Annotated in this window: 13 protein-coding genes and 2 pseudogenes; 11 read left to right on the forward strand and 4 right to left on the reverse strand. The window is 62.8% G+C overall.

Annotated elements, in window-relative coordinates:
• The first annotated feature begins 87 nt into the window (after positions 1-87).
• Positions 88-2,808 (forward strand): aconitate hydratase AcnA, encoded by a 2,721-nt coding sequence (gene acnA / locus JaAD80_RS07620; protein WP_102293627.1) that lies wholly within the window; start codon positions 88-90, stop codon positions 2,806-2,808.
• 212 nt (positions 2,809-3,020) lie between these two features.
• Entirely contained in the window at positions 3,021-4,274 is a 1,254-nt protein-coding gene (locus JaAD80_RS07625) for a DUF2863 family protein (protein ID WP_102293628.1), read from the forward strand.
• 251 nt (positions 4,275-4,525) lie between these two features.
• Here the strand turns inward: JaAD80_RS07625 and JaAD80_RS07630 are convergent, their stop codons facing one another.
• On the reverse strand, positions 4,526-4,990 hold the full coding sequence (locus tag JaAD80_RS07630) for a CYTH domain-containing protein (protein ID WP_102293639.1): 465 nt from the start codon (positions 4,988-4,990) through the stop codon (positions 4,526-4,528).
• A 12-nt stretch (positions 4,991-5,002) separates the two neighbouring features.
• Positions 5,003-6,124 (reverse strand): M14-type cytosolic carboxypeptidase, encoded by a 1,122-nt coding sequence (locus tag JaAD80_RS07635; protein ID WP_102293629.1) that lies wholly within the window; start codon positions 6,122-6,124, stop codon positions 5,003-5,005.
• 301 nt (positions 6,125-6,425) lie between these two features.
• On the opposite strand from JaAD80_RS07635, the gene JaAD80_RS07640 reads away from it, so the two are divergent.
• Positions 6,426-7,088, forward strand: coding sequence for a TetR/AcrR family transcriptional regulator (locus JaAD80_RS07640; RefSeq protein ID WP_102293630.1), 663 nt, complete (start codon positions 6,426-6,428; stop codon positions 7,086-7,088).
• A gap of 207 nt (positions 7,089-7,295) precedes the next feature.
• Here JaAD80_RS07640 and JaAD80_RS07645 read toward each other — a convergent pair whose 3' ends face one another.
• Positions 7,296-8,792, reverse strand: a complete 1,497-nt coding sequence (locus tag JaAD80_RS07645) for a succinate CoA transferase (RefSeq protein ID WP_102293631.1) — start codon at positions 8,790-8,792, stop codon at positions 7,296-7,298.
• 159 nt (positions 8,793-8,951) lie between these two features.
• Here JaAD80_RS07645 and JaAD80_RS07650 point away from each other — a divergent pair, with 159 nt between their 5' ends.
• Positions 8,952-9,845: a LysR substrate-binding domain-containing protein gene (locus JaAD80_RS07650; protein WP_102293632.1), complete on the forward strand. Its 894-nt coding sequence runs from the start codon at positions 8,952-8,954 to the stop codon at positions 9,843-9,845.
• Positions 9,846-9,901: 56 nt separating this feature from the next.
• Here JaAD80_RS07650 and fucP read toward each other — a convergent pair whose 3' ends face one another.
• Positions 9,902-11,206 (reverse strand): L-fucose:H+ symporter permease, encoded by a 1,305-nt coding sequence (gene fucP / locus JaAD80_RS07655; protein WP_102293633.1) that lies wholly within the window; start codon positions 11,204-11,206, stop codon positions 9,902-9,904.
• A gap of 437 nt (positions 11,207-11,643) precedes the next feature.
• On the opposite strand from fucP, the gene JaAD80_RS07660 reads away from it, so the two are divergent.
• The 7 genes and pseudogenes from JaAD80_RS07660 to JaAD80_RS07685 all read left to right on the forward strand — a co-directional run.
• Complete coding sequence (locus JaAD80_RS07660) at positions 11,644-11,877, forward strand: DUF3563 family protein (protein WP_102293634.1); 234 nt, start codon at positions 11,644-11,646, stop codon at positions 11,875-11,877.
• Positions 11,878-12,436: 559 nt separating this feature from the next.
• Positions 12,437-12,862, forward strand: coding sequence for a hypothetical protein (locus tag JaAD80_RS07665; protein ID WP_102293635.1), 426 nt, complete (start codon positions 12,437-12,439; stop codon positions 12,860-12,862).
• 276 nt (positions 12,863-13,138) lie between these two features.
• Positions 13,139-13,531, forward strand: a pseudogene (locus tag JaAD80_RS31390) (TorF family putative porin); the annotation flags it as partial.
• Positions 13,532-13,634: 103 nt separating this feature from the next.
• On the forward strand, positions 13,635-13,922 hold the full coding sequence (locus tag JaAD80_RS31395; RefSeq protein WP_258002859.1) for a hypothetical protein: 288 nt from the start codon (positions 13,635-13,637) through the stop codon (positions 13,920-13,922).
• Between the two features lie 57 nt (positions 13,923-13,979).
• Positions 13,980-16,061: a methyl-accepting chemotaxis protein gene (locus JaAD80_RS07675; protein ID WP_102293636.1), complete on the forward strand. Its 2,082-nt coding sequence runs from the start codon at positions 13,980-13,982 to the stop codon at positions 16,059-16,061.
• Positions 16,062-16,199: 138 nt separating this feature from the next.
• On the forward strand, positions 16,200-16,847 hold the full coding sequence (locus tag JaAD80_RS07680) for a hypothetical protein (protein ID WP_146012298.1): 648 nt from the start codon (positions 16,200-16,202) through the stop codon (positions 16,845-16,847).
• Positions 16,848-17,014: 167 nt separating this feature from the next.
• Positions 17,015-17,645: pseudogene (locus JaAD80_RS07685) on the forward strand (acyl-CoA dehydrogenase); the annotation flags it as partial.

Consider the following 17,645-nt stretch of genomic DNA (forward strand, 5'->3'; position numbering starts at 1 on the left):
GCGTAGCAAGGGCCTCTTCGGGGGTCCGGTCATGTTTTTTGTACCCTGAATAATCAATAAATAGACGATACCCAACAAGGAGAGGTCATGTCCCGCAACACTCTGAACACGCTCAAGGACTTTAATATTTCAGACAGCAAGAAGGGCAAGCTGTATTCCCTGCCTGCACTGGAAAAAAGCCTGGGCATCAATGTCTCCCGCCTGCCAGTGTCGATTCGCATCGTGCTCGAATCGGTATTGCGCAACTGCGACGGCAAAAAAGTCACCGAAGAACACGTCAAGCAATTGGCGAGCTGGGGCCCGACCGCCGAGCGCACCGACGAGATCCCGTTCGTAGTGGCGCGCGTCGTGCTGCAGGACTTCACCGGCGTGCCATTGCTGGCCGACCTGGCCGCCATGCGCAACGTGGCCGCCAAGATGGGTATCAACGCCAAGAAGATCGAACCGCTGGTACCGGTCGACCTGGTGGTCGACCACTCGGTGACCATCGATCACTACCGCGAAAAGAAAGCGCTGGACCTGAACATGAAACTGGAATTCTCGCGTAACAACGAGCGCTACCAGTTCATGAAATGGGGCATGCAGGCATTCGACACCTTCGGCGTCGTGCCACCAGGCTTCGGCATCGTCCACCAGGTCAACCTGGAATACCTGGCGCGCGGCGTGCACCACGCAGGCAAGAAAGCCGGCGACGTGTACTACCCTGACACCCTGGTCGGCACCGACTCGCACACCACCATGATCAACGGCATCGGCGTGGTCGGCTGGGGCGTGGGCGGTATCGAGGCGGAAGCCGGCATGCTGGGCCAGCCAGTCTACTTCCTGACGCCTGACGTCATCGGCGTGAACCTGTCGGGCGCGCTGCGCGAAGGCTGCACCGCCACCGACCTGGTACTGACCATCACGGAATTGCTGCGCAAGGAAAAAGTCGTCGGCAAGTTCGTCGAATTCTTCGGCGAAGGCACCGAATCGCTGACCCTGACCGACCGCGCGACGATCGCCAACATGGCACCGGAATACGGCGCGACCATGGGCTTCTTCCCGGTCGACGAAGCGACCATCGACTACTTCAAGGGCACCGGCCGCAGCAAGGCTGAAATCGCCGCATTCGAAGGCTACTTCAAGGCGCAAAACCTGTTCGGCGTGCCAAAAGCCGGCGAGATCGACTACACCCGCGTGGTGGAACTGGACCTGGCATCGGTTGCCCCGTCGCTGGCCGGCCCGAAACGCCCGCAAGACCGTATCGAAATCGGCAACGTCAAGGCCAACTTCGCCGAGCTGTTCGCCAAGCCAACCACGGAAAACGGCTTCAACAAGAATCCGGCCGACCTGGCTGCCGTGTACGAAACGACGAACGGCGTGAAAGTGTCGAACGGCGACGTGCTGATCGCCGCGATCACCTCGTGCACCAACACCTCGAACCCGAGCGTGATGCTGGCTGCCGGCCTGCTGGCCAAGAAAGCCGTCGAAGCCGGCCTGAAAGTCGCGCCGCACATCAAGACCTCGCTGGCCCCTGGCTCGCGCGTCGTGACCGAATACCTGACCGCCGCCGGCCTGCTGCCCTACCTGGAAAAACTGGGCTTCGGCGTGACCGCCTACGGCTGCACCACCTGTATCGGCAATGCGGGCGACCTGACGCCGGAACTGAACGCCGCCATCGCCACGCACGACATCGTCGCGTCGGCCGTGCTGTCGGGCAACCGTAACTTCGAAGCGCGTATTCACCCGAACATCCGCTCGAACTTCCTGGCCTCGCCACCGCTGGTCGTCGCTTACGCCATCGCCGGCAACATGACGCGCGACCTGATGACGGAACCAGTCGGCAAGGGCAAGGGCGGCAAGGACATCTACCTGGGCGACATCTGGCCGACCTCGGCTGAAGTATCGGCCATGATGAAGTTCGCCATGAACGCCAAGGTGTTCAAGGATAACTACGCGGACGTCAAGGGCGCGCCAGGCAAGCTGTGGGAAAAAGTCACGACCGTCTCGGGTCAAGTCTACAACTGGCCAAAATCGACGTACATCGCGGAACCACCGTTCTTCGACAACTTCTCGATGACGCCAGCGGCAGTGGCCACCGGCATCGAAGGCGCGCGCGCCCTGGGCGTGTTCGGCGATTCCATCACCACCGACCACATCTCGCCAGCCGGCTCGATCCAGGAAAACGGTCCTGCAGGCAAATGGCTGAAGGAAAACGGCGTCCTGAAAGCGGACTTCAACTCCTACGGCTCGCGTCGCGGCAACCATGAAATCATGATGCGCGGCACGTTCGCCAACGTGCGCATCAAGAACCGCATGATCCCTGCCAAGGCGGACGGTTCGGCGGTCGAAGGCGGCATCACGATCCACCAGCCTTCCGGCGAAGAAATGTCGATCTACGACGCAGCAATGAAGTATGTTGCTGAAGGCACGCCAACCATGGTCTTCGGCGGCGAAGAGTACGGTACGGGCTCGTCGCGCGACTGGGCGGCAAAAGGTACGCAGCTGCTGGGCGTGAAAGCCGTGATCACCCGTTCGTTCGAACGTATCCACCGCTCGAACCTGGTGGGCATGGGCGTGTTGCCGCTGCAATTCATCGGCGACGACAGCGTGCAAACCCTGGGCATCACCGGCAAGGAAACCTTCGACCTGAAAGGCCTCGAAGGCGAAATCAAGCCACAGCAACTGGCGACCCTGGTGATCCACCGCGCCGACGGCAGCAGCCAGGAAGTCAAAGTCCTGCTGCGCATCGATACGCCGATCGAAGTCGACTACTACAAGCACGGCGGTATTCTGCCATTCGTGCTGCGTCAGCTGCTGGCAGAGTAATCGATCAGTTGTGATGCGAGATAAAGGCGCCGGTTTCGACCGGCGCTTTTTTTCGTCCATCGCGGCCGTTTTAACTTGAAATATCGACTATCGGCATGATCTGAGGATAGCTTACGTATTGCGTGTGGCCGAATCCTCTACAATACGGTTATAAGGGTTTATCATTGTTTGACTGATCCATTTTTTTCACTTTCCGAGACTCTTATCCCGCTATGCGTCGTCCTTCCAAAGATTCATCCCATAAACTGACTGCCGACAGCCAGCGCCTGGTCACCTTTGCCCAGGCGATCGTACAGGCAGCCAGCCGTCTCGAAGAGCGGTCCTGGGAACACAGCCTGGATACGCAGCTCCAGAAATTACTCAAAACCGGCCACCAGGACACCATCGACAACACCCTGGGCAGCCTGTTCAAGGAAGACTTGAACGCCTACGACGTGCTGATGGACTGCGTTGAAGCCGTCAGCGAATCGACCGTCATCGTGCACGAAGACGTGCGCTACGACGCCCTGCTGGTCGCCGTGCCCATCCTCGCGTGGACGCGCTTTTCCATCGCCTCCGGCCCCATGGCCGGCGACGCGCACGGCGTATTGTCCGCGCACTTTGCCGCCCACCTGCTGGCCGACGGCACCAAGATGGCCATGGCGCCAACCCTGTATTCGATCGACCAGTTGCCGCGCAGCCATGTCGAGACTTATGCCAAGACGCAGAAGCTGGCCCTGGCCGCCCTGAAAGGCACGCCCGTCAAGCCGTCGGGCAAGGAAGCGGAAACGGCGCCCTTCCTGGCCGACACCCGCTACCTGCTGGTGGCCGTGGTGGCGCCCGCCGGCGCGCCGCTGTTCCGCTGGCAAACGCCGGCCAGCCAGCTCGACTTCATCGCCGAGCGCAGCGCCGCCCTGGAACAATGGCGCACGCAAGCGACGCCGACCATCGCCCGCCTGCTGCCCGGCTGCGGCCTGGAACTGCTGCTGCCTGAAGCTTATTACGTGGCCTGCCGCGAAGCGGACAAGCTGATCCGCCCCGTCTCCGTGCGCGCCGCCGTGCATTACCTGACGCACACACTGGCCATCGAGCCATCGGAACTGCGCGCCGTGATCGCCGGCTTCGGCGAGGAATCGGCCGACGGCCAGGTCGATGAATACCGCATCGCCTTCACCCTGCGCCAGGCGCCGGACGTCATCTACGGCATCGTCTGGCCTTTGTATGGCCAGGAAGATGAGGATGGCACGCCGATCGAAGGCCTGATCCAGGTCGGCATCGCCGCGCTGGACAAGCAGAAGACGCCCGTCGATGAAATCATCGAGCACCTGAACGCCGCCGGCGTGACGCAGATCAAGCGCCACGCGGAACGCTTTGTCGGCGAATACTGCGACGATTGCGGCGCACCGCTGTTTGCCGACCCGGTCGGCGAGCTGGCGCATGCGGAGATGCCCGAAGATACGCCGCAGGGCACAGAGCATTTCCACTGATGCTGTAACGGTGTTGTCGGATTACGCGCTGCGCGCTAATCGACCTACGCCGCTGTCATAGTGTTGTCGCAAAAAAAAGCCGTAGGTCGGATTAGCCGGCACGGTGTCATCCGACAACAGGGTTGTCGCACAAAAAAAGCCGTAGGTCGGATTAGCCGGTACGGCGTCATCCGACAACACCATCAGCGCATGCAAAAAAGGCGGAACCTCGGTTCCGCCTTTTTCATTTCAACAAACTATTTAACGCCGCATCACCATTGCGAGAACGGGTGGCGGATCAGGTTCGCGTTGTAGTAGCGCGCATCGCCCGACACTTCCGCGCCGATCCAGTCCGGCTTCTCGAACGGCTGGTCTTCCGATGCCAGTTCGATCTCGGCCACCACCAGGCCCGCATTGGCGCCCAGGAACTCGTCGACTTCCCACACCATGCCCGCGTGTTCGATGCGGTGGCGGTATTTTTCGATCAGCGGCTGCTCGCACAAGCCATCGAGCAGCTCGGCCGCGTCGGCCAGCGGGATCGGATACTCCCACTCGCCGCGCGTGGCGCCCACGTTGGCGCCCTTGATGGTCAGCATCGCCTGTTCGCCTTCGATGCGCACGCGCACCACACGCTCGCGCGTGGACGACAGATAACCCTGGCGCAGCAGCACCGCCTGGCCCAGGCCGCGCCAGGCGTCGCCGGCCAGCAGGAATTTACGCTCTATCTCGATACCCATGAACAACGCCGCTCAGTCCAGCGACAGCAGGATAGGCTGCAGCATGGCCGCGCCCAGAGCCGCGCTGCGCGCGCCATTCCAGCCCACTGCCGGATCCGGCAAGTCTGCGTTTTCCTTGAACGGCATTTCCAGGGTCAGCGCCAGGCACTGGAAGTGATGGCCGATGTATTTCGACGCCAGGGTTAGCATGTCGGACTTGTACTTGCTGGCCGCATAGCCGAACTTGTCCTGGAAGTCGGGGCTGGCTTGCTTGTAGCGCTCGATGAAGGCCTTCTGATGCGCCGCTTGCGCCGGCGTGAAGTTTTCCAGCATTTCATTGCCGGCCACAAAGTTGTACGGCAGCGCTTCGTCGCCGTGGATGTCGAAGAACATGTCGACACCCGTCTCGTGGATCTTGTTTTTCACGCACAGCACTTCCGGGCTGGACTCCAGCGACGGCGTCATCCATTCGCGGTTCAGGTTGGCGCCGGCCGCATTCGTGCGCAGGTTGCCGCGGATGGAGCCGTCCGGATTCATGTTCGGCACGATGTGGAACACGGCGCGCTGCAACAGTTTGCGCGCGATCGGGTTGGCATCGTCGAGCAGGGAGTCGATCAGGCCTTCGACAAACCATTCGGCCATCGATTCGCCCGGATGCTGGCGTGCGATGACCCAGATTTTCTTTTCCGCCTGCGGGTTGCCGATGGTGACCATGTTCATGTCGCGGCCATCGACGGTGCTGCCCAGGTCGGAGACGCGTGCCAGCGGATGCTCGGCCACTTCGCCCAGCAGGCGCAAATGGCGCTCCCACGAATACGGCTCGAAGTAGGCGTAGTACACGCTGTCGAGTTCCGGTGTGTGCGAAATCGTCATGACCTGGCCGTCGAACGACGTCGGCACGCGGAACCAGTTTTCGCTGTCGTAGCTGGCCACGGCCTGGTAGTCCTCGTAGCCGGCAGGATAGGTGGCCTGGCCCGCGTTCAGGAAGCGCATCGTGCATGCCTGGCCGCGCGCGCCCTGCAGGCGGAAGTGGAACCACTGGTGAATGTCGGCGTGGCTGTCCTTGCGCAGGTTCAGGTCGATGGCGCCGGCGCTGGCGGCGCTCACCACGTCGATGGCGCCCGAGTCGAAGTTCTGGCTGATTTTAATGGTCATGTAATGATCCCGTCCAAAGGTAAGTGTCCCGGCGCGGCCTCGTGGGCACCCGCCGTCGCGCTAAAAAACGCAGTGTAAGCTATCCCGCTATTTTCCGCCCTTTGCCGCCATTCGCAAAGCCTGGCATGTCCATTCCTGCACCATTCCGGGGCATCGATGGAAAACCCCCGGGCAAAAACACGAAAAATTGGCCAACTGTCGCATCAACCGGACAAAAATTTGATTTGTAACAATCCCAGACACATTGGCAACCCACTGCCGCCCTATAATTCTTGCTTTCATAGAGTCGCCAGGAAAGAGCGTGGACAAGAAGTTAACTAACATCCAGGAAAGAAAGTTACGCGAGGCTCAGGCGCGGCGCGAGCACATCATCGACGTCGTCAAGGACCTCATCAAAAAAGGCGGCGCGCGCGCCGTCTCCATCCGCAAGGTGGCCGAAGCGGCCGGATTTTCCACTACCGTCGTGTACGCCCTATTCCGCGACAAGGCTACCCTGATCGCCCAGGCCATGGACAAGGACTTGCTGGAACTGGTGCGCGCCATGCGCACGGCCTGCGCCAACAGCGGCGATCCGTGGCAGCGCATCCGCCTGATCGGCCGCGCCTACATCGAGTATGGTTTCCAGCATCCGGACGAGTATTCCCTGATCTTCATGGAGTTGCGCCCGCATGCGGAAGTCGACGCCGTCGAAGTGGAACATGGCAATATCGAGCAAGACCCGTATGCTTACGCGCTGCACCTGTTCCAGGATCTGGCGCAGGCCGGCCAGGTGCGCGAGGACGAGCCGGCCCTGCACGCCATGACGCAGATTTTCTGGCAGTCGCTGCACGGCCTGGTCTCGCTGCGCATCGTCATGGATGCGGGCGACCCATGGACGCCGCACCCGGACATGCACCAGCATATCGACGACTTGCTGGCCGTCGTCACGGAAGGTATCCGCCTGCGCTTTGCACCGGCCTCCTGACGTTTGATCATGCACAGCCACTTCCTGTGGTTCATGGGTATCCAGGCCACCACCACGTTTGCCCTGCTGGGACTGGGCGCCAGGGCGCTGCGCATGTACTGAGGCGAACAGTAAAAAGGCAGGCGCGGTCTGCGCCGCCCTGCCCTTTGCCATCCGTATGCCATATCAACCGGCGATATTGCCCGGCGAAATAGCCATGCCCAATAATTACTCCACCACGCGCATGCTCTGCGTTTCCTGATAGCGCGTATGCCACGCCAGCGCCTCTTGCAGGATATGCGGCGTATGGCCGCCGCGCAGGCATGCCGCGTCGTAATAGGCACGCAGTTGCGCACGGTAATCGGGATGCGTGCAGCGCTCGATGATCAACGGCGCCCGTTCGCGCGGCGCCAGTCCGCGCAAGTCCGCAAAGCCCCATTCCGTCACCAGCACGTCGACGTCATGCTCCGTATGGTCGACATGCGAAACCATCGGCACGACGCTGGAAATGCGCCCGCCCTTGGCCGCCGATTTCGACACGAACATCGACACTTGTCCGTTGCGCGCGAAGTCGCCCGAGCCGCCGATGCCGTTCATCATGTGCGTGCCGCACACGTGCGTGGAATTGACGTTGCCGTAGATATCGAATTCCAGCGCCGTGTTCAGCGCGATGATGCCCAGGCGACGCACGATTTCCGGATGGTTGCTGATCTCTTGCGGGCGCAGCACGATCTTCGAGCGGTAATGGTCGATATTGTCCATCAGCTTCTGGTGCACGGCAGCCGACAGGGTGATCGACGAGGCCGAGGCAAACGCCAGCTGGCCTGAGTCGAGCAGCTCGATGGCGCTGTCCTGCAGCACTTCCGAATACATCGTCATGTTGCGGAAAGGCGAGCCGATCAGGCCATGCAGCACGGCGTTGGCAATCGTGCCAATGCCCGCCTGCAGCGGCAGCAATTCCGGCCCCATGCGGCCAGCCGCCACTTCGCCTTCCAGGAAGGCGATGACGTGGCCGGCGATGGCCTGCGTTTCCGCATCGGGCGGCAAGGCGTTCGACGGGCTGTCGGGGCTGTCCGTGATGACGATGGCGGCGATGCGGGCCGGGTCGATGGCAATCGCCGTGCTGCCCAGGCGCTGGTCCACGCGCGTGAGCGGGATCGGTTCGCGGCCCGGCAGGGCTTGCGGAATATAAATGTCGTGCAAGCCTTCCAGCGCCAGCGGCGTGGACAGGTTGATTTCGATGATGACTTGCGTGGCTTGCTGGGCAAACGCGGCGGAATTGCCCACCGACATGGTCGGGATGATGGCGCCCGCCGCCGTGATGGCTGTCGCCTCGATGACGGCGATATCCACGGCGGCCAAGTTGCCCGAGCGCAGCTGCTCGGCCGTTTCCGACAGATGCTGGTCGATGAACATGACTTCGCCATTGTTGATCTTGCCGCGCAGCACAGGATCGACCTGGAACGGCATGCGCCGCGCCAGTACGCCCGCCTCGGCCATCAGGCCATCGCTGCCATTGCCCAGCGAAGCGCCGGTGATCAAGGTCAGGCTCAAGGGGTCTTGCAGGGCGCGCTCGGCCAGGGCGCGCGGCAGGGCCTTGGCGTCGCCGGCACGGGTAAAACCGCTCATGCCGACACGCATGCCGTTGTGGAATAATGTGGCGGCCTCGGTGGCGCTCATGATTTTACTGAGCAGGCCTGGGTGGCGGATACGGTCCTCGTACATCTGATGCTCCTGATCTTCTTCATATTCTCAAACTGGATGGCTGTCATACACCAGCCCCATAAGTGGATTCAGTATAAAATCGCGGTCATATGCATGGCATGAATTAATTTCGCCACATCCAGTCGATATTTTCATGCCTTGCCAATGCCGAGCTCCCTCTTGGATATCCGTTCCCTGCGCTATTTCGTGGAAACCGTGCGCCTGTCGAGCTTTACGCAGGCGGCCGAATCACTGCACCTGACCCAGTCGACCATCAGCAAGATGGTGCGCCAACTGGAAGACGAGGTGGGCGCCCAGCTGCTGGTGCGCGACGGGCGCAAGCTGACCCTGACGGACACGGGCCGCATCGTCTACCAGCACGGCCAGGAAATGCTGGCCAATATGCGCCAGCTGACCCTGGAAGTGCGCGACACGCAGGCCTTGCAGCGCGGCAGCCTGACGGTCGGCATCCCGCCCATGATCAATGTGCTGTTTACGCCTGTATTGAAAGCCTTCCGCGCGCGTTATCCGCACATCAGCCTGACCCTGCAGGAAGACACGGGCCAGCAGATCGAGCGCATGGTGGCAGCCGGCGAACTGGAAATCGGCATGACGGTGCTGCCCGCCGATCCGGAACTCGACCTGGTGACGGTGGCCGTCGCCAGCTACCCGATCTGGGCCCTGGCCGAGCCGGGCACGTTCCAGAAAAACCGCACGACCCTGCCCTTCAAGGCGCTGGCCGAGCTGCCGCTGGTGCTGCTGAAGGATGATTTCGCCCTGACGCGCAGCCTGCGCCAGCACTTCGCGCAAGCGGGCTTTGCGCCGACGATCGCCGCGCAGAGCGGCCAGTGGGACTGGCTGGTGGCAATGGCCTCGGCAGGCCTGGGCGTGGCCCTGCTGCCGGAACCGTTCATCCACCGCCTGGCTGGCGAGCCGCTGGAAACGGTGCGCATCGTCGATCCGGAAGTGGCGTGGCAGGTGGCGCATATCTGGAGCGGGCGCTATCTGTCGCACGCGGCGCGCGCCTGGCTCGAGGTGTGCCAGGATGTGCTGGGCACGAAGTTCGGGCACTGAGGAATTGACGCAAAAAAGGGTGGCCGAGGCCACCCTTCTAATTGATCACGACAGGCTTATTTAGCCGCGTCGTCGTTGTACATGCTGGCGTATTTCCAGCCGAAGTACAGGATGAAGGTATAGCACAGGGCCGGCACGAGGAACGACAGCTGCAGGTTGATGTGGTCGGCCAGGAAGCCCTGGATGAACGGCACGATGGCGCCGCCGACGATGGCCATGCACAGGATGCCCGAACCCTGGCCCGTTTGCGCGCCCAGCTTGTTCAAGGCCATGCTGAAGATGGTCGGGAACATGATGGAGTTGAACAGGCCGACGGCGATCAGCGACCACATGGCAGTATGGCCACTGGAGAACACGGCAACGAGGATCAGCGCGATGACGACGGCCGCGTTGAAGGCCAGGGTCTTGCCCGGGCTGACATAGCGCATCACGGCAAAGCCGACGAAGCGGCCCAGCATGGCGCCACCCCAGTAATAGCTGACGAAATACGCGGCGTCGGCATGGCTGAGGCCTGCGATATGGCTCTCGCCCAGGAAGTTGATGAGGAAACTGCCGATACTGACTTCGCCGCCCACGTACAGGAAGATGGCCAGCGCGCCCAGCACCAGGTGGCGGTGCGACCAGATCGAGACTGTATTGCCATCGTGCGCCAGGCTGGCCGCGTCGTCGGCATGCGAAATCTTCGGCAATTTTGCCAGTGCGAACAGCACGGCCAGGATCACCAGGGTGGCGGCCAGCACCAGGTAAGGGCCTTGCACGGCGGCCGCTTCCTTGGCGCGATAGGCCAGCTGCTCGGCGGCCGGCAGCAGGTCGAACTGCTGTACCGTCAGGACCGTGCCCGACAGGATCAGCATGCCGCCCAAGGCTGGCGCCACGGTGGTGCCCAGCGCATTGAACGCCTGTGTCAGGGTCAAACGGCTCGACGCCGTCTGCGGGTCGCCCAGTTCCGTCACGTAGGGATTAGCCGCCACCTGCAGCACGGTGATGCCGGCCGCCAGGATGAAGAAGGACAGCAGGAACAGCGCGTAGCTGCCGGTGGACGCGGGATAGAACATGGCGCAGCCGGCGGCGGCGATCAGCAAGCCGGCGACGACGCCGCGCTGGTAGCCGATGCGCTTGATCAGCATGCCGGCCGGCAGCGAGACGATGGCGTAGGCGCCAAAGAAGCAGAACTGCACCAGCATCGCCTGTACATAGGTCAGGGTGTAGATCGAGCGCAGATGGGGAATCAGCACATCATTGAGCGAAGTCAGCAGCCCCCACATGAAAAATAGCACCGTGACAATGATCAGGGCGCTTGTATTGTTTTGCGTGCCTGGCCGTGCGGACGGTACGCCCTGGCCTTGCTTTACGTATTCCATACCTTCTCCATTTTTCAAATCCAAGTTTTGTCTTGCCGGGCATGGAAGCGATTCCACCCGGGCAGCACCAGGACGCGCAAGCGCCACGCAGATATCAGCGTGGGCCATGACTGCCATCAGCAAAACAGGGGCAGGCATGGCGCGACTTGCACGCGGCAGGCGCACGGCCGACCGTTTCTCGCCAAAATGATGTCTTGTGGACGCGGCAGGCCTGCGGGCTGCGTCTGAAAACAACATTCAGGACAAAACAGTCTTGTAGTAAAACTACGATACTGCGCCCGCATTATGCCTTAAAGCCCCGTATTGCGCAGCTTTCCCAATAGTTATTCTAAAAATGAATAGCTGACATTTGAAATCAAAAGTAGCCTTATATCTTGAAGTTGGTATACTTATGTTGCAGTGCAGCACATCGCGGCACACCACTCAAGGAGTTTGCCATGTCTACCGCCTTTACCTACCACACCACGCAAAACAACAACATCATCGCCACCCTGGCACATGCCGCCAAACGCCTTGGCGCCTGGCTGAACCAGAGCAGCGACCGCCGCGAGCGCGCTTACGAAGAAGCCTACCTGGCCGAATCGACCGACCGCTACGACCTGGAATACCGCATGCGCGAACTGGCCCGCGCCAACCCGCAGCCTAGCTGGATGAGCGGCCTGAGCCGTTAAGCGGCAAGCAGTAAATAGTCAGCAGCAAGCAGTAACAGCAACACCATCGACAGTCCCATCCTGCTCGCCCCGCGCTTGAGCACAGGATGGGCCATGCGGGTAGACAGCCATGGGCCAGGGCCGGCATGCTGCAGTGCGTCAGCTCATTTTCACGGCCATCTGCACGTTTCCCCGTCAGTTTATCTAGTTTTACTACGTACTTCTACGCATCCCATAATGCGTCATCCTGGCTGTCACGACATACGCCTGAGATGGCGACGCTGATCGGAACCGCCGCCAGCGCCACCAACTGTGCGCGGCTATCCGTCTCGCTGCGGGACGCGGCCGCGCTGCTGACGGGCGCACTCGACGTGGTATCAGGGTCATGGGCGGCAGCGGTTGCTGGCCTCCCTGGCGCTTGCGGCGCGGCTTGCCGGCCAGCACGCCATGCGCCGGCGCGCAACGCCATATCAGCTTCCAGCAGACACGCCACCTACGCTCCTCCCTGATTGCGGCACGCCGGCGGCACCGCATGCGCCCTATAATGGCGCCCGTTGCCTGTCCCACATGAAGTGCCACCATGACCGTCCTGAGCCATACACACCCGCTGGCCGCCCAGCTGGAAAACGACTTGCTGCCCCTGTTCCGCGCCGCCCTGCCGCAGCTGTCGGCCGCCGCGCCACAGGTGCTGGCGTCCGTGTTCGCCTTTTCCAGCGGCTCGGCCGATGCGTTCCAGGCGTATCACCTGGGTATTTCCTGCCTGCTGGACAACGTTGCCGACGACCAGCCGGAGGAAGTCGCCCTACTGGTCAGCGCAGCGGGCCTCGATGCGGACCTCGACGCCGGCGTCCAGCTGAGCGCGCAAGTGGTCTGGGGCCAGCCGTCAGGCGCAGTGGAGGTACAAGCGGATTTGCCCCCAGCGGACGTGGCGGCCTTGCACGCGACCCTGCCCGGTTTGCTGGCCACCCTGGGCGCAGCCGCCCGCCGCGGCACGCCGCGATTGTGACAACAGCATGAAAAAGTGCCGCTAAACAACAACTTACGATTTCCGCACCGCAACATTATTGACTTGTCCTAGTCATCCCGCCTATCCTTTCGGTTACGTTTGGTGAGAATGTGTGCATGTTGATGCGGCCGTTTGCAGGCCGCTGTCAGCAGCATGACTGCGCCATCTTTCCTCTCCACGGCCTCGTCCTTTCCGCATTCTTTTTGCCATCCCCGGGATAGCGCGCATCGACCGCCGCTGCCTGCAAATACGGAGCCGACTACCATGCGATCAACCATGCAATTTCTGACCACTTCCCTGCTGGGCTGCGCCTTGCTTGCACTGGCGGCGCCCGCCGCGCGCGCCGACGACAGCGCGCCGGCCGGCGCCACCTTCAGCGCCAATGCCAGCCTCACCTCGCAATACATCTCGCGCGGCTTTCGCCAGACGTGGGGCAAGCCCGCGCTGCAGGCGGGCGCCGACTACGCACATCCGAGCGGCTGGTCGCTGGGCACCTGGGCCTCCACCGTCAGCGACCGCTACATCGAGGATGCGACCATCGAATGGGACCTGTACGGCGGCTACAGCGGCACGGCGGGCGAACTGGGCTACAGCGTGCTGGCGTATTACTACAAGTACCCGGGCGCCATCTACCGCGCCACCGGCGTCAAATACGACTATGGCGAACTGTCGCTGGGCCTCAGCTACAAGATGCTGTACGCCAAGTACAACCACACCGTCACGCGCGACTTTTTTTGGCATCACGCATGCGCGCGGCACGCGCTACCTGGACGTGGGCGCGAATATCGACCTGGGCAACGCCTGGACCTTGAACCTGCATGCCGGCAACGGCCGTGTGGCGGGTACGGGCAATGGCATCTGGAACTGGCGCGACGCCAAGGCGGGCGTCACCAAAACCCTGGCCGGCGGCTGGAGCGTGAGCGGCGCCGTCACGCGCGCCTGGGGCGCCACCGATGCCTACGATCATTACACGCTGGGCATCCCGAATGCGGCGGGCCAGTTCGACACCTCGAACCCGGCCGCCGCCACCTTCGTGCTGGCCGTCAGCAAGACTTTCTAGGCACGCGACCCGCAGCGCCGATGACACCGATATCCCTCCCCACCAAGGAACCGCATCATGCAACTCTCACTCAACAGTAAAATCTGCGTGGCCGCCACCGCGCTGGCCATCCTCAGCCTGGGCGTCACGGCGGCCGTGATCGGCTACAAGAGCAGCGCCAGCGCCGAAGCGGCCGCTTTGGCACTGGCGCACACCTCGGCGCGTGAAGTGGCGGGCGCCTTGCAGGCGCGCATCGCCAGCAATCTGTCCAGCGTCTCCAGCCTGGCCGGCGCCATGCGCGGCACCAAGGGCGCCAACCTGCCCATGCAGCGCGAGCAGATCAATGAACTCACCAAGGCCACCCTGAGCAGTTCGGAAGACTTGCTGGGTTCGGCCGTGACGTGGGAGCCGAACGCGCTCGACGGCAAGGATGCGGAATTTGCCAACCAGAAACCGAACTACGACGCCAGCGGCCGCTTCATGCCCTACTGGACACGCGGTGCCGGCGGCAAGCTGCAGGTCGAACCCATCGTCTTCGACCCGAAACCGGGCGCCAACGACTGGTACGACGTGCCCAAGCGCACCGGCAAGACCTACTTTACGGAACCCTACATCTACCCCGTCGACGGCAAGAATGTCCTGATGGCCTCGCTCGTCGCGCCCATCATGATCGACGGCAGCTTCAAGGGCACGGCCAGCGCCGACTTCATGCTCACGCGCCTCGCTAAAATCCTGGCCGACCTGAAAGTGATCGAAGGCGGCAAGCTGGCGCTGATCTCGAACGGCGGCCTGTACGCCAGCCATCCCGTGGCTGATCGCCTGGGCAAGAAGGCCGACGACGTGCCGGCCGCCGGCCTGGAAAAAGTACGCCAGGGCCAGCCTTATGAGTACGAGGACGACAACGGTTACATCCACTTGCTGCAGCCGCTGCAGATCCACCCGGACATCGCGCCGTGGAGCGTGGAACTGAACTTCCCGAAAAGCGTGGCCACCGCCTCGGCGCGCGACCTGATGACCTATACCCTGATCGTCGCCCTGCTGTGCGCGGCGGCCACGGCCGGCATTCTGATCCTCGTCGTGAATCAGCTGACCCGTCCGCTGCGCACCCTGGGCCGCACCATGACGGACCTGTCCAGCGGCGACGCCGACCTGCGCGTCAAGCTCGAAGTCAAGGGCACCGATGAGCTGGCAGTCATCGGCAAGGGCTTCAACGCCTTCGTAGAAAAGATCCACGCGGTGCTGCTGCAGGTGCAGGCCAGCGCCGACAACGTGGCGCGCGCCAGCGCGGAAATTGCGCAGGGCAATAACGACCTGTCGGCCCGCACGGAGCAGCAAGCCAGCTCGCTGGAAGAAACGGCCGCCTCGGTGGAAGAACTGACGGGTACCGTGAAGGAAAACGCCGACCATGCGCGCCAGGCGAACCAGCTGGCCGCGTCCGCCTCAAGCGTGGCGCAAAAGAGCGGTGAAGTGGTGGGCAAGGTGATCGAAACCATGACCTCGATCAATGACTCGTCGAACAAGATCGTCGACATCATTTCCGTCATCGACGGCATCGCCTTCCAGACGAACATCCTGGCCCTGAACGCGGCCGTGGAAGCGGCGCGCGCAGGCGAACAGGGGCGCGGGTTTGCCGTCGTCGCCACGGAAGTGCGCAGCCTGGCACAGCGTTCGGCGGCCGCCGCCAAGGAAATCAAGCTGCTGATCGACGACTCCGTCGGCAAGGTGGCGGCAGGCAGCAAGCTTGTCGATGAAGCTGGCGCCACCATGGAGCAAGTGGTCGACAGCGTGCGCCGCGTTACCGCCATCATGGCCGACATCAGCGTGGCCACGACTGAGCAAAGCGACGGCATCGCCCAGGTCAACCAGGCGCTGGCGCAAATGGATGGCGTGACGCAGCAAAACGCGGCCCTCGTCGAGGAAGCGGCAGCCGCCGCCGAAAGCCTGCAAGACCAGGCAAGCCACCTGGCCGACGTGGTCAGCGTGTTCAAGCTGGGCGAACAGGCGCGCCAGGCTGCGCCAGCGGCAGCCAAGGCGGCGACAGTGGCCGCGAGCGCCCCCAAGGCAACGTTGCCGGCCAAGCGCCTGGCCACGGCCAAACCGGCGCCCGCCGAGCGCGCACCGGCCAGGGCGCCGGCTGGCGATGACTGGGAAGAATTTTAAACTGATGCACTCCGCGCCACCGGGTACAGGCGGTCCCATGCGGCGTGGAGAGTATTGATTTAAATCAAGTCACGAACACATTCGGAGAGAATTGCCGCCCATCCATCGCCCTATACTATTTCCGCGTTTACGGCACGCATGCTTGCCGAAATAAAAGGATGGGGCATGAAAAAAATAGTGGCAGTACTCGTCGCATCGGGCACCGCATTGCTGGCCAGCTGCGGTGGCGGCGCTGGCGATGCAGGCAATTCCAGCACGCTCCTGGCGGGCGGCGCGTCGGAGCAGCCCGCGTATCTCGGCACCTGGCAAGCCGCATGCGACGGCCATGAACGCCAGGTCCTGGTCGTGGCGCTGAAAGGCGATGGCAGTGGCGCGCTCGAACTCACGCCGACCACCGAAACCTATTTCGAGGCCGGCTGCGGCGGCGCCTTGCTGGCGACGGAATCCATGAGCGCGACAATCAGCGCGGCGCCGGACGGCATCGCCGATATCCTGCTCAAGCTGCCGCACAATGCCGGCCTCAGCGATGTGCGCATCGACAAGCGCACGCTGTCGATCCCCGCCTTTTCCTTCACGGTGACGGGAGCTGGCGTCGAGTACCTGCTCAAAGATGGCCAGCAGCAATGGTGCATCTCGCATGACGGCGGCGCGAGCTGCGTCCTCGACGAAGGTGCCCGCCCGGCGCAGAGCATTGCCGGCGGCCTGTTCTTGCGCGACAACCAGCTCTACACCGTCGTCAAGGTCGGCGACTCTTACGTCCACGACACGCTGTACCGCAAAAAATAACGCAGTCTCGGCTGCGGGGCCGCACGGCCCCGCGGCTTGCGCTACCGCAGTCCCTGTCCCTCCCCCTGCCCTCCTCCAAGCGCTGCGTCCGTTTGAGCGCGAATGTGCAGAACCGAACATACATTGTAAAAATGAAAAGCTAAGCTCTTGAAAAACAGGAGCTTGCCATGTCTACCATTGCCCATTCCCCGCCTGCCGATGCCGATTTCAGCCACGCGGCATTGCGCGCCCTGTTGCGCCCGCAAAACTGCCCATTGCCGCCCATGCAAGCCTTGCGCTGCCTGCAGGAGCGTGGGCTGGACAACTTGCCCCTGCCCGGCCACGGCGCCACCCTGCGGCGCTGGCAGGCGCTGGCCGGCGTGGCCGCCATCGACCTCTCCGTGCTCAAGCTGTATGAAGGCCATACCGATGCGCTGGCCATCCTGGCGGAAATCGATGGGCCGGGCGCGCCGGCCGGCAGCAGCTGGGGCGTGTGGTGCGCGGAAATGCCGGGCGCGCGCGTCAAGCTGCAGCAAACTGCTGATGGCCGCTATGTGCTCGATGGCCGCAAGGCCTGGTGTTCCGGCGCAAGCGGCCTGAGTCATGCACTGGTCAGCTGCTGGAACGCCGAGGGCCAGGCTTGCCTTGCCTCCGTGGCGCTGTCGCAGCCGGGCGTGCACGTCACGGACGAAGGCTGGCACGCCGTCGGCATGGCGGCCTGCGCCAGCGTCGACGTGACCTTTTCCGCCGCGCGCGCCTTTCCCGTGGGGGCGCCTGGCGCCTACCTGGAACGTCCCGGCTTCTGGCATGGCGGCGCCG

Source organism: Janthinobacterium sp. AD80, from assembly GCF_002878455.1.
Taxonomy (GTDB): domain Bacteria; phylum Pseudomonadota; class Gammaproteobacteria; order Burkholderiales; family Burkholderiaceae_D; genus Janthinobacterium.